Source organism: Streptomyces poriferorum, assembly GCF_019399235.1.
Lineage (GTDB): Bacteria > Actinomycetota > Actinomycetes > Streptomycetales > Streptomycetaceae > Streptomyces > Streptomyces poriferorum.
Window position 1 is genome coordinate 1 of sequence record NZ_JAELVH010000062.1, and the last position, 12,987, is coordinate 12,987.

Here is a 12,987-nt window from a genome sequence, read left to right on the forward strand (position 1 = left end):
ACATCACGGAGTAGTGTGGCGCCGGCCGGCAGGGGATGTGGCCCTGTATGCGCGCCAGCCGGCGTACTCCGTGATGTCCTTCGAACCCTCCACCGCGTAGGGCTCGCACAGGAAGCCCACAGCCGTCGTGCCGTCCGAGAGGTCAACCCGGCCCAGCACCATGGGGTGGGGGAGTGCTGCGGTGAGGATGCCCAGGCCCTCGGCGGGGAGTTGCCAGATTTCCGTCTCGATCGCGGCGCCACCCTCGTCCGTGCGGACCAGGCCCGGTTTGGGCGGTGTGGTCGCCAGGGCGTGCAGGCGGTAGACGGGGGCCGTGGTCGTCGTACGGATCAGGCGGGCGCCCAGGACAAGGAGCTGGGGGTTCAGCGGCTCGCCCGTCAGGTGGGCGCCCGCCACCGCGATGCGGACGGGCGGCGTCAGCAGGGCGGCGATGCGGGCCAGGCGTTCGTCCGTGTGGGCGGGGCCGATCAGCATCACGCCGAACGGCAGGCCCGACACCTCGCCCGCCGGGACGGCCACCGCGCACAGGTCGAACAGGTTGGTGGAGTTGGTGAACCGGCCGAGGCGCGCGTTCGCGCCCAGCGGGTCCGCCGCCACCTCGGCGAGCGTGGGGTGGCCGGGCGCTGTCGGGAGCAGCAGGGCGTCCGCGTCGCCCAGTGCGGTCTCGGCCGCGTCCCGCAGTTCCGCCAGCCGGTCCCGGTCCGCGAACAGACGGTGGGCCGGGATGTCCCGGGCCGCGGTGATGATGCCCGCCACTGTGGGATCCAGGTCCGCCGGGCCGCTGTCGACGAACTCGCCCACCGCCGTGTAGCGCTCCGCCACGAACGCCCCCGCGTACAGCATCGCCGCCGCCTCGGTGAACGGGGAGAGGTCGATGGGGTGCAGGACAGCGCCCGCCGCGCGGAGGCGTTCCGCCGTGGCCGCGTATGCCTCTGCCCAGCCGGGGTCCAGCTCGCCCAGCTGGTCCGTCGGCGGGACCGCGATCCGCCACGGGCCCGGGACGCGGGCGGGCACGGGCGCGGGCGTGGGGGTGGCCATCAGGGCGAGCGCCTGTTCCGCCTCGGGGAGCGTACGGGCGAAGACGGTGACGCAGTCCAGGCTCGCGCAGGCCGGGACCACGCCGTCCGTGGGGACGAGGCCCCGGGTCGGTTTCAGGCCCACGATGCCGTTGAACGCCGCCGGGACCCGGCCGGAGCCCGCCGTGTCCGTGCCGAGGGCGAGGTCCGCGATGCCGAGGGCCACGGCCACCGCCGAACCGGAGCTGGAACCGCCGCTGACGCGGTCCGGGGCGTGGGCGCCCCGGACCGCGCCGTACGGGGACCGGGTACCGACCAGGCCGGTGGCGAACTGGTCCAGGTTGGTCGTGCCGATCACCAGCGCCCCGGCGGCCCGGAGGCGGGCCACGGCGGGGGCGTCCGCCGCCGGTTCGTACGCGTAGGAGGGGCAGCCCGCCGTGGTGGGCAGGCCCGCCACATCGATGTTGCCCTTGACGGCGAGCAGGCGGCCGGCCAGCGGAAGGAGTTCACCTGCGGCGAGGCGGGTTCCGAGGGTGTGGGCCTCCTCCTCCAGGTCGTCCTGCGGGCGCAGGCCGATCCAGATCTCCGGGCGGTCCACCGCCTCGATCCGGGCGTACGCGGCGCGAATCCGGGCGAGGACAGGGGTGGACATCAGAGTGCTCCTCGGTTCGTACGGGTGAGTGGGGCCAGGGTGACCAGGGCCGTGCCGGCCTCCACCTGAGCACCGGGGCGGGTGAGGATCCTGTCCACCACGCCGTCCGCCGGGGCGTGCACCCGGGACTCCATCTTCATCGCCTCCAGCGCCAGCAGCGGCTGACCCGCCGTCACCGTGTCTCCCTCGGCCACGTTGAGCTGCCAGACCGAGGCCGCGAACTCGGCCTCCACCAGCCGGCCGCCCGGCGGCACGGTCACCTCGGCGGCCGGCGGGGCCGGGGCGTCGGCGGCCTCCGCCCGGGCGAACTCGCCCGCCGCTTCCCACGCGTCCCGCTCGGCGGCGAAGGCCGTGCCCTGGCGGCTGCGGAACGCGGCGATCGAGTCCGCGTTCCCGGCCAGGAACTCCTCGTACCGGGCGAGCGAGAACTCGCCCTCCTCGATCCGTGGGACGAACCGGCCGGAGATGATGTCGGCGCGCAGCTCAAGGAGTTCGTCGGCCTCCACCGGATACCACTTGATGCGGTCGAAGAACCGCAGCAGCCACGGCGAACCCGGTTCGAACGCGCCGCGCTGCTGCCAGCCCGACCAGACCTGGGTGGTGCGGCCGACGAACTGGTAGCCGCCCGGACCCTCCATGCCGTAGACGCAGAGGTAGGCGCCGCCGATACCGACGGAGTTCTCCGCGGTCCAGGTGCGGGCCGGGTTGTACTTGGTGGTGACGAGGCGGTGGCGCGGGTCCAGCGGGGTGGCCACCGGTGCGCCGAGGTACACGTCACCGAGACCCATCACCAGGTATTCGGCGTCGAACACTGTGCGATAGACGTCGTCGACCGAGTCCAGGCCGTTGACCCGGCGGATGAACTCGATGTTCCACGGGCACCACGGGGCGTCGTCCCGGACCCCCGCCATATAGCGGGCGATCGCCTCGCGGGTCGCCGGATCGTCCCAGGACAGCGGGAGGTGCACGGTCCGGGACGGCACGGTCAGGGCGTCCGTCGGCGGGAGCGCCGCCTCGGTGCGGTGGAGGAGGTCGAGGAGATCTGTCTGGGCGAGGACGCGGGGATCCGTCTGGATCTGGAGGGAGCGGATGCCCGGGGTCAGGCCGGTGATACCGGGAACGGCCGCCGCCGTCAGCGCCTCCATGAGGGCGTGGACGCGCATGCGTAGGGCCAGGTCCAGTTGCATCGGCCCGTACTCGACCAGGACGTTGTCGTCCCCGCTGCGGCGGTAGGTGAGGGCGTCGTCGCGGTACAGGATGCCGCCGTCGGTGATCTCGGGGCGGGGTTCACCGGTGACGGTCACGGGCAGGAAGCGGACCGTGTCGCCCGGACGCAGCTGGCCCAGCTTCCAGCGTTCGGACGTCACCACCGTCGCCGGACAGACGAAACCGCCGAGCGAGGGGCCGTCCGGGCCCAGCAGCACGGGCATGTCGCCGGTGTAGTCGACCGCGCCCACGGAATACGGCGTGTCATGGATGTTGGACGGGTGCAGACCCGCCTCGCCACCGTCCGCCCGGGCCCAGCGCGGCTTCGGACCGATGAGGCGGACGCCGGTCCGGGCGGAGTTGAAGTGGACCTTCCAGTCGGCCGCGTAGAAGTCGTGGATGTCCTCCTCGGTGAAGAACTCCGGTGCCGCGTGCGGGCCTTCGGCTGCGGCGATCTGCCAGGTGTCCGTGAGAGCGGGGCGCTCGGCCGCCGGTACGGGGACGCCGTCCGGCACGGCCGTCCCGCCGTGCAGCACGTCGCCCGTGCGCAGGGCCCGGCCGCCGTGCCCGCCGAAGCGGCCGAGCGTGAACGTGGCCGCGCTGCCCAGGAACTCCGGGACGTCCAGGCCACCGCCGGCGAACAGGAGGTACGTGCGCAGGCCGTGCTCCTGCGGGGCGCCGAGCGTGAGGGTGGCGCCGGCCGGGACGGTCAGCGGCTCCCACTGGGGGACCGGTACGCCGTCGACCGTCACCGGGGCTGCCGCGCCGGTGACGCACACCGTCGTGGGGTGGGTGAAGCGCAGTGCGGGGCCCTGGAGCGTGCACTCCAGGCCGGGTGCGCCCGGGGCGTTGCCGAGCGCGGTGTTGCCGAGCCGGAACGACAGGTCGTCCATGGGGCCCGACGGCGGGACACCGACCTGCCAGAAGCCGGTGCGGCCCGGCCAGTCCTGCACGGTGGTCAGGGTGCCGCCGGAGACCACCTCGATGCGGGGCGTCGGGTCGTAGATCGTGGCGAGCGTCGCCGTGGAGTGGGTCGCGTCACGGACCCGCTCGTCGGCCAGTGCGGCCCGGACCAGCCCGAGGTTGGTCTCGATGCCGTCGATCCGGGTGGCGGCGAGTGCCGCGTCCAGCCGCGCCAGGGCCTCGGCACGGTCGGTGCCGTACGCGATGATCTTGGCGAGCATCGGGTCGTACGCCGTCGTCACCTCCGTCCCCGTCTCGATCCAGCCGTCCACGCGCAGGCCCTCGCCCCGGGGGAAGTCGACCCGGGTCAGCAGACCGGCGCCCGGGCGGTGGTCGCGGCTCGGGTCCTCGGCGTAGACCCGCGCCTCCACGGCGTGGCCGCGCGGTGCCTCCGGCTGCCGCACGACGGAGGTCTCGCCCTGGGCCAGGCGCAGCATCCACTCGACGAGGTCGACGCCGTGGATCTCCTCGGTGACCGGGTGCTCGACCTGGAGGCGGGTGTTGACCTCGAGGAAGTACGCCTCCGACCGCGCGGCGTCGTACACGAACTCGACCGTTCCGGCCGAGCGGTAGCCGACCGAGGCGCACAGCTCCCTTGCGGAGTCGGTCAGTTGTGCGCGGACACGACCGGGTAGGTCAGGCGCCGGGGCCTCCTCCAGGACCTTCTGGTTGCGGCGCTGCAGGGAGCAGTCGCGGTCGCCGAACGTCACCACCCGGCCGTGCCCGTCGCCGAACACCTGGACCTCGACGTGGCGGGCGTCCTCCACCAGCCGTTCCAGGAAGACCCCCGCCGAGGAGAACGACGCGGCGGCCACCCGCTGCACCCGCTCCCAGGCGCCCGCGAGCTCCTCGGCCGACCGGCAGGCCGACATGCCGATCCCGCCGCCGCCGCCCGTGGCCTTCAGCATCACGGGATAGCCGATGCGCTCGGCGGCTGCCAGCGCCGACGGGAGATCCGGGAGGAGCCCGGTGCCGGGGGCGAGCGGGACACCCGCCGCTTCGGCGGCCGCGCGGGCCGTGTGCTTGGCGCCGAAGAGGTCCAGCTGGGCGGCGGTCGGCCCGACGAAGACGATCCCCGCCTCCTCGCAGCGGCGGGCGAACTCCGCGTCCTCGGACAGGAATCCGTAGCCGGGATGGATGGCCCCGGCCCCGGTGTCCTTCGCGGCCCGCAGCACCAGATCGGCGTCCAGATAGGACTCCTTGGCGGGCGCCGGGCCCAGCCGGACCGCTGTGTCCGCGAGCCGGACGTGCGGGGCCGACCGGTCCGGGTCGGAGAAGACGGCGACCGTACGCAGGCCGAGGCGGCGGGCCGTACGGATGATGCGCACGGCGATCTCGCCACGGTTGGCGATCAGCAGCGTGTCGAAGGCCGTCGGCGTCTCGAAGGTCATGGTCATCGGCTCGTCCCGGTGAGGGTGGCCTCTACCGCCGTCGGGTCGAAACCGTTGCAGGGGTTGTTGGTCTGGGGGCAGTTGGAGACCAGCACCAGCACATCCGTCTCCGCCCGCAGGGTGAGCGCCATGCCGGGTGCGGAGAGCCCGTCGACGATGCCGAGCGTGCCGTCCTGCTCCACGGGCACGTTCATGTACCAGTTGATGTTGGACACCAGATCGCGTTTGCCGAGCCCGTGCCGGGCGCCCTCCGCCAGGAAGTTGTCCACGCAGGCATGCTGCGACCAGGTGTGATGGCCGTAGCGCAGGGTGTTGGACTCCTTCGAGCACGCGCCGCCGACCGTGTCGTGGCGGCCGCAGGTGTCCGCGGTGACCGTCATCAGCGGGGTGTGCTCGTTCGACATCAGCACGCTGCCGGTGGTGAGGAAGAGGCCGCCCCCGGCCTGGATCGTGTCGGGCGCGCTGTAGCGGACCGCGGTGTCATGGGCGTCGTACACCAGGCAGTCCACCGCCTGGTTGCCGTGCAGATCGGTGAGGGTGAGGTGTTCGCCGGCCCGGACGGTCGCGGACCAGGCCGCGCGGGCGGGAATGACGGTCGTCGAAAGGACCGTGGCGGACGTGGTCATGCGAGCCCCCGGGCGGTGAGGAAGTCGACGGTGTTGAGGAAGGCGCGGCGGCCCTCCGGCGTGGCGTCCCACAGGGCGTCGCCCGGTGACGTCGGCCGGGCGCGCCAGGCCAGCACCTCCAGCGGGGTGCTCGTGTAGGCGGGGCGGGGGTCCAGCGGATGCGGGACGTTCGCGATCAGCACGGTCAGGTCCTGCTCGGCGCGCAGCGTCACCGCGGCACCCGGTCCGGCCGAACCGGTGAACTCCGTGGTGCCGTCCTCGCGGATCCGCACCCCCTGGAAGAAGGACAGGGAAGGCGGCAGGTCACGTGGTTCCAGACCGTTCTTCGAGGCGGCCAGTTTCAGCAGTTCGCGGCCGGCGGGGGAGGCGGACTGGGGGGTGCCGTCGCCGTACCGCTCGGTGTTCCTCCGCAGGGTGGAGGTGCCGCACAGGGCGTCGTGACGGCCCGAGGCGTCGGCGGTCACCGAGGCGAGCACCCGTCCCTGGTCGGAGAGGAGCAGCCGGCCGGCGCCCAGGTAGGCGTTCCACTGGACCTTCACGGTGTCCGCGGTGTTCAGCCGCTCCCACGGCCGCCCCTCCGCGTACAGCAGCAGATGCGCGCAGGCGTCGCCGGCCAGGTCGGTGAGGCGCAGTTCGGTGCCACGGGCCAGGACGCGGTGCGTGTAGTTGCCGCCCGCGACCGTCTCGGCCCAGACCGGGGTGCCGGGGGCGGTGTCCGGCCAGTCGCTCGCGGGCACCACCGGCATGGCCCCGTTACGGGTGCCGTGCTGGGCGCGGGCGTGGTCCCGGGCTCCGTGTGTCGTCGCTGTCGCCATGGCTGTACCTCCGGCTCGACGTGTTGCCGATGCTTGTTTCTGTCGCGCGACAGAAATTAGGACGCCGGGGAGTCATGGCCATTGCCCGTTCGTTGCGCGGGAGTTACCGAGTACTCACCAAGATCGCGACGGGCGGGGATGTGCGACGATCGGCGCATGCCCAGTACCTCAGGAACCGGCGGCCGGCGGATCGGCCGGCCGCGCGCCACCCAGCGCCCGGACAGCGGACTGTCCGCGCGGGACGAACTTCTGGCCGCGGCGGCGGAGTTGTTCACCACGCGTGGGTACGCGGCGACCACCACCCGGGCCGTCGCCGAGCGGGCGGGCATGCGGCAGGCGACGATGTACCACTACGTGGCGGGCAAGGAGGATCTGCTGGCGGCACTCCTGGAGTCGACCGTCGCCCCCTCGCTCGCCCTCGCCGAGAAGCTGCTCGCGGACGGGGGCCGGCCGGCCGAGGACCGCCTGTGGGAGCTGTGCCGGGCGGACGTGGCCCTGTTGTGCGGGGGCCCGTACAACCTGGGCGCGCTGTACGTGCTGCCGGAGGTGCGGGCCGAGCGTTTCGCGGACTTCCACCGGGTGCGGGCGGCGCTGCGCTCGGCGTACGGGGAACTGCTGGTCGCCACCGAGGCGGGCGCGGCGCTCGGCGAGGGCGAGGCACGGCTCCGGGCGGACCTGGTCTTCGGGCTCATCGAGGGCGTGATCCTCGTGCATCTGTCGGAGCCCGGGCGGGAGACGGAGGTGTTCGCGGCGGCGACGGCGGACGCGGCGCTGCGGATCGTGGGGCCGGGGCCGGGGCGCGAGGGCTGAGCCGGGGCCGGGGTGATGGCCGGGCGGACTGGTGCCCGCATGACTGTCGGCCGGTCCTTGTCACGCGGACCGGCCGGCAACGGTGGTTGATCCCTCCTCCGGGGCGGACGGGACGTACCGACGGGGCGGGAGTGCGGACGCGGGGCTTCAGGCCCGGGCGCCGCTGCTGCCGCTTCTCATCGACGCGCCTGCGCAGACCAGTCCCAGCAGGACGGTCAGACCGCCGACGATGACGTTGTTGAGCACGACGCCCATGTCCGGGCTGCTGCCCACCACCCAGGGCGAGATGATCATCCAGGCGCCCATGGCGCAGATGGCCCAGCTCAGGCCGTACATCCGCTGCGGCATCACGGTGAATCCCAGCCCCAGCACGGCGATCGCGATACCCATGATCAGGTTGTGCGTCACGAGCGGTGGCTGCGAGGTCGTGAAGTGCAGCACCCACGGCGATACGGCGCAGTACAGACCGACCAGGAACACCGGCCCGTCGACGAGCGCCACGTCGCGGCCGCCCATCATCCGGTCGTAGCGGTCGCGCATTTCGGAGACGTCGGGGTGTCCGGTCATGTCGTGACCGGTGTGCGAGACGTTTGACATGGTTCGTCTCCTTTGGTCCTGCGGGCCTGGCCGCCGCTGTGTGCGGCAAGCGGTCCGTTCTGACCATTGTGCTCTTATATGCCCCTTATGTGTAGGTTCAAGGCAGCTGAATCTCCGCAGGATCCGCATCCGTGAACCCGTCGTCGAGCTGCCGGGCCAGTGAGATCAGCTCCGGCGTACGCAGCACCCGGGCGCCGTACCCCGGCAGCGGGACGTGCAGCGGACCCGTCCAGCGCGACGGGATCGACCCGAGCCCGTACACCGCGCCCGCCAGCGCCCCGGTCACCGCCGCCACGGTGTCGGTGTCGCCGCCCACGTCGATCGCCGAGGCCAGCGAGGCCTCGTACGAACGCGTCGTGCGCAGCGCCCAGAGCGCCGTGCCCAGGCAGGGCCACACCGCACCGTTGAACTCCGTCGCCCGGTCCGGATGCCAGTCCGGAGCCAGGACGCCCGCCCAGCGCTCCCGGTGGTCCGCGTGCACGTCGGCCAGCGCCTCCGGGACGGCGGCGAGCGGGTCGGCCCCGTTCAGCGCGACCCGGATCAGCTCGTGCAGGACGGCGGTGCCCTCCCATGCCGCGCGGTCGCCGTGGGTCAGGGCGGCGATCCGGCGGGCCGCGTCCATGGTCGTGGCCCGTGCGTCCGCGTCCGGCCGCCGCGGCCCGGCGAAGTACACGGCGGAAGTGGCGGCGCGCATGAGCGAACCGTTGCCCGCCGCCCGGCCGTTGACCTGGAAGTGCAGCGCCGCAGCGGTGTCCCACGGATCGCCACTGGTCAGGACGTCCTCGGTCTGGAGGCCGATGTCCTTCGGATCGCCGGCCGCCCACCGCCGGAACCGGCCGAACAGGTCGGGGAGGTCGAGACCCCCGCGCTCCAGCAGCGACTGTGCGACGAGCACGGCCATCTGCGTGTCGTCCGTCGCCTCACCGGGGTCCCAGCCGCCGCCGCCGCACATCGTGCCGGTGCCGTCCGGGAAACGGGCGGTGTAGACGCCGGCCGGTCCGAACTCGAACGGCGCGCCCAGCGCGTCGCCGACCGCCGATCCGACCACCGCGCCGGCTGCCCGGTCCTGCCTGCTCAGGGAGTCCATCGGGTCAGCGTACGGAGGCCGGCCGCTTCGCGTACGCGCGATATACGGCCCCGAGCAGCACCGTGGCCGTCAGGAAGAGGACCGTGAACCACTGGAAGTACCAGTGCCCGCCCGCCGGGTCGTACACCGCGGCCCGCGGCCAGGCCAAGTTGACGGTCATCACCGCTCCGTACGCAAAGGCCAGTGCGTTCACCGGCAGGCCCCAACGGCCGAGCGAGAAGAGGGGCGCGCCCGTCTCGTCGTGCAGCGGGCCGGTGGCGGGGGAGAGCGGGAGGCGGCGCAGCCTGCGCAGCAGCATCGGGCCCGTGACCATCGCGTACGCCAGGTACAGCATCGCGATGCACGTGGTGCCGATCGCCAGGAACGCCTCCGGCGAGGCCAGGTTCAGCAGTCCGAGCGCCGCGGCCGCCGCGCCGACGAACAGGGCGGGCGCGGCGGGCATCCCGGTGCGCGGGGAGACCTTGGCGAGCCGGGACGAGCAGGGCAGCACCCCGTCGCGCGCCATCGAGAACAGCATCCGTGAACCGGACGTCTGGATCGCGAGCGTGGCCACCGCGACGGCGACCGCCACATCGGCGAGCAGCACCCGGCCGACGCCGTCCCCGAGGCTGCTGGTCAGCACGTACGACAGGCCTTCCGTGGCCAGCCGGCCGTCGGTCAGGTCCGGTGCGGCCAGGATGCCCGCGAGGACCAGCAGCCCGCCGAGCACCCCCGCCGATGCCAGCGCGAGCAGGATCGTGCGCGGGGCGGTGCGGCGCGGTGAACGGGTCTCCTCGCTCATCTCCCCGGCGCTGTCGAAACCGATCAGGACGTAGGCCGCGGTGAACGAACCGACGAGCAGCGCCCCGAGGGCGCCGCCCTGGCCGCCGGTGTGCAGCGTGACTCCGGCGGTGCGCTCGGTGTGGGTGAACAGGAGGACCAGGATGAGTACCGCGCCGATGATCTCGGCCGTCACCCCGATCCGGTTGACCGCCGACATGACCTTGTTGTCGAGCAGGTTCACCGTCGTCGTGAGGGCCAGGAGCGCCACGGCCAGCAGCGCGGCGTTGGCCGCGCCCGTCGCCGTGGTGGGCGCCGGGTCACCGCCCACCAGCTGGAAACCGGACCAGATGGCCGGCAGTACCACCTGGAGGGCCAGCGCCGCGGCGGCGACCACGACGATCTGCCCGATCACCATGATCCACCCGGCGTACCAGCCGAACGCGGGAGTGCTGAGCCGGGTCGACCACTGGTAGATGGCACCCGACAGCGGGTAGCGGGCAGCGAGTTCGGCGAAGCACGCGGCGACCAGCAACTGGCCCACGAGTACGGCAGGCCAGGTCCAGAAGAAGGCGGCGCCGCCGAAGGAGAAGCCGAACGCGAAGAACTGGAAGACGGTGGTCAGAACGGAGATGAAGGAGAAGCCGGCCGCGAACGAGGCGTAACGCCCCATGGACCGGTGCAGCTCCTGGCGGTAGCCGAAACCGGCCAGGGAGGCGTGGTCGCCCTGGCCGGTTCCGGCGGGATCCGGTCGTACGTCCGTTGGTGCGGTGGCGGTCATGTCAGCCCCTGTCGCCGATTTCCTGTCGGGCGACAGAAATTAGGGACGCGCTGTTTCCGGGGCGTGACGAGGCCGTGTCCGCGCGGGGCCGAAGTGCTCACGCCCTGCGGTGGGTTGCCGGGGGAGTCGCCTCGGGTCCCGCGCGGCAGGGTGCTACTTGGCGGGCATCAGCACCGTGTCGACGATGTAGACCGTCGCGTTGGCGGTCTGGACGTTGCCGCAGACGACCTTCGAGGAGTCGTTGACGGTGTACGCCATGTCCGAACCGGACGTCGTCAGCTCGCTCTTCTCCAGCGTGTCGAAGGAGCCCTTCTCCAGCTGCTTCGGCGTCAGCTTCTGGCCCACCACGTGGTAGGTGAGGACCTTGGTGAGCGCGGCCTTGTCGGCGAGCAGCTTGTCCAGGTCGGCCTTCGGGACCTTGGCGAAGGCGTCGTTGGTCGGGGCGAACACGGTGATGTTCTGCGCGTTGTTCAGCGTGTCGACCAGGCCGGCCTTCTTCACCGCGGTGACGAGGGTGGAGAGCGCCGGGTTGTTCGAGGCGGCCGTGGCGACCGGGTCCTTCGCCATGCCGTCGAAGGAGCCCGCGCCGTCCTTCGGCACCGTCGAGCAGGCCGGACCGAAGGGCTCGTTCATGGGCGTCACGTCGCCGGCGGGCTCCGATGCCTTGTCCGAGGCCTTCGCCGAGCTCGCGGAGGAGCCGGACGCGCTGTTGTCGGAGTCGCTGGAGCAGGCCGTCAGAGCCAGTGGCAGGACGACCGCGGCGGAGAGTGCGACGGCGGCGCGACGGGCGTGGATGACCTTCATGATGTCTCCTGATGTGGATGAGTGACGGATGTGTCACGTTCAGTGATGGATATGAGGTGTGTGAGGTGCGTGAGGTGTGTGAGGTGGGGCCGGTGTGCAGGGAACGCGCTCGTAACGCCCGTTCAGGACACGTCGACCACCACGGAGTGCCAGCCGGTCGCGCCGTTGGGTACGGTGCCGACGCGTTCTTCGGTCTGGGTGGCGCCGGTGCGGTCCGTCGCGCGGACCTCCAGGGTGTGGTTGCCGGAGGTGGCCGGCCATTCCCACACCCATTGGCGCCAGGTGTCCCGGCTGTCCTCGGCCGCCAGCCGCGCGGTGTTCCACGGGCCGCCGTCCACCCGGACCTCGACCCGCTGGATGCCGCGGTGCTGGGCCCAGGCGACCCCGGCGACCGGGATGGTGCCGGCCTTCGGGGAGGCGAAGGGGCGGGGGGTGTCGATGCGGGACTCGGTCTTGATGGGCGCCTGCCGGGACCAGGACCGCTTGACCCAGTAGGCGTCGTAGTCGTCGAACGTGGTGAGCTCGATGTCCTTGAGCCACTTGCAGGCCGACACGTATCCGTACAGGCCGGGGACGACCATCCGGACCGGGAAGCCGTGCTCGAAGGGCAGCGGCTCACCGTTCATGCCGAGGGCGAGCATCGCGTCGCGGCCGTCCATGACGTCCTCGACCGGAGTGCCGATCGTCATGCCGTCCACCGAACGCGCCACGATCTGGTCGGCGGTTCCGCCCCGGGACGGGGGCCTCACCCCGGCCGCGGCGGAGCCGGGCACCGGCAGGACCAGGTCCCGCCGTGAGGCGGCGGCCCCGGCCTGCACGGCCGAGGTGAGCCGCCGGCCCAGCAGTCCGGCGCCCGCCGAGGCCGCCGCCGCGGCGCTCGCCGCGATGACGAAGCGCCGCCGGTCGAAGGTGCCGTGGCCCGGCTCCGCGTCCCTCCCGCCAGCCGCGGGGGAGGGGCCCGGAGCCGGGGACAGCCGTCCGGCCAGGAGATACAGCACTCCCGCGGCCACCACGGCACCCACCACCGAGGGCAGCGCGTCGGACACCCGGCCCTCGGGCCGGCCGATCGCCGCGACTGCCCCGACCACTCCGAAGACCAGGACGGCTGCCGAGCCGAGCAGCCGGCGGTGCAGCGCCAGCACCCCGACCGCCATGGCGAAGACCGCCAGCAGGGCCAGGATGCCGAGTTGCAGCACCAGCTTGTCGTTCGTGCCGAAGTTCCGTACGGCGAAGTCCTTGAGCGCCGGGGGAGTGCGGTCGATCACCGCACCACCCACCGCCGCGACCGGACCGGCCTCGGGACGGACGACCGCCGCGACGAGCTCGGCGACGGCGAGGGCGCAGAACCCGGCGATCACACCGCTGAGCGCGGCGAAGGCCGCACGTGCCCAGCGGGAGCGCCGGGACCCCTGGGCCCCGTTCCGCGTGTCGTTCTGATCTTCACTCACAACCGGCATTCGTTCCCCGGAGCCCGGCGGAT

At 72.7% G+C, this 12,987-nt stretch carries 10 protein-coding genes; 1 reads left to right on the forward strand and 9 read right to left on the reverse strand.

The features are described 5' to 3' along the window. Nucleotides 1-3: 3 nt before the first annotated feature. The 4 genes from atzF to JGS39_RS13800 are packed head-to-tail and all read right to left on the reverse strand — an operon-like array spanning nt 4 to nt 6,669. Nucleotides 4-1,668 carry an allophanate hydrolase gene (atzF, locus tag JGS39_RS13785; protein ID WP_219569202.1) on the reverse strand — a complete coding sequence of 555 codons (1,665 nt, stop codon included), beginning with the start codon at nt 1,666-1,668 and terminating at the stop codon, nt 4-6. Continuing rightward, nucleotides 1,668-5,234: a 5-oxoprolinase/urea amidolyase family protein gene (locus JGS39_RS13790; protein ID WP_236063389.1), complete on the reverse strand. Its 3,567-nt coding sequence runs from the start codon at nt 5,232-5,234 to the stop codon at nt 1,668-1,670. The genes atzF and JGS39_RS13790 overlap by 1 nt, the downstream gene beginning before the upstream one ends. Further along, nucleotides 5,231-5,854, reverse strand: a complete 624-nt coding sequence (locus tag JGS39_RS13795) for an urea amidolyase associated protein UAAP2 (RefSeq protein ID WP_219569204.1) — start codon at nt 5,852-5,854, stop codon at nt 5,231-5,233. The genes JGS39_RS13790 and JGS39_RS13795 overlap by 4 nt, the downstream gene beginning before the upstream one ends. Then, nucleotides 5,851-6,669, reverse strand: a complete 819-nt coding sequence (locus JGS39_RS13800) for an urea amidolyase associated protein UAAP1 (RefSeq protein WP_219569206.1) — start codon at nt 6,667-6,669, stop codon at nt 5,851-5,853. Before JGS39_RS13800 ends, JGS39_RS13795 begins: the two co-directional genes overlap by 4 nt. A 156-nt stretch (nt 6,670-6,825) precedes the next feature. Between JGS39_RS13800 and JGS39_RS13805 the strand changes: the two genes are divergently transcribed. Further along, nucleotides 6,826-7,479: a TetR/AcrR family transcriptional regulator gene (locus JGS39_RS13805; protein WP_219569208.1), complete on the forward strand. Its 654-nt coding sequence runs from the start codon at nt 6,826-6,828 to the stop codon at nt 7,477-7,479. 147 nt (nt 7,480-7,626) lie between these two features. Here JGS39_RS13805 and JGS39_RS13810 read toward each other — a convergent pair whose 3' ends face one another. The 5 genes from JGS39_RS13810 to JGS39_RS13830 form a co-directional block, all read right to left on the reverse strand. Further along, a complete protein-coding gene (locus JGS39_RS13810) occupies nt 7,627-8,076 on the reverse strand; it encodes an SPW repeat protein (protein ID WP_219569209.1) in 450 nt (149 codons plus the stop codon). Nucleotides 8,077-8,173: 97 nt separating this feature from the next. Next, entirely contained in the window at nt 8,174-9,163 is a 990-nt protein-coding gene (locus tag JGS39_RS13815) for an ADP-ribosylglycohydrolase family protein (RefSeq protein WP_219569211.1), read from the reverse strand. A 4-nt stretch (nt 9,164-9,167) separates the two neighbouring features. After that, a complete protein-coding gene (locus JGS39_RS13820; RefSeq protein WP_219569213.1) occupies nt 9,168-10,703 on the reverse strand; it encodes an amino acid permease in 1,536 nt (511 codons plus the stop codon). A gap of 153 nt (nt 10,704-10,856) precedes the next feature. Beyond that, nucleotides 10,857-11,507 carry a fasciclin domain-containing protein gene (locus JGS39_RS13825; RefSeq protein WP_219569215.1) on the reverse strand — a complete coding sequence of 217 codons (651 nt, stop codon included), beginning with the start codon at nt 11,505-11,507 and terminating at the stop codon, nt 10,857-10,859. 122 nt (nt 11,508-11,629) lie between these two features. Further along, nucleotides 11,630-12,865 carry a molybdopterin-dependent oxidoreductase gene (locus tag JGS39_RS13830; protein WP_372456146.1) on the reverse strand — a complete coding sequence of 412 codons (1,236 nt, stop codon included), beginning with the start codon at nt 12,863-12,865 and terminating at the stop codon, nt 11,630-11,632. Between the last annotated feature and the right edge of the window lie 122 nt (nt 12,866-12,987).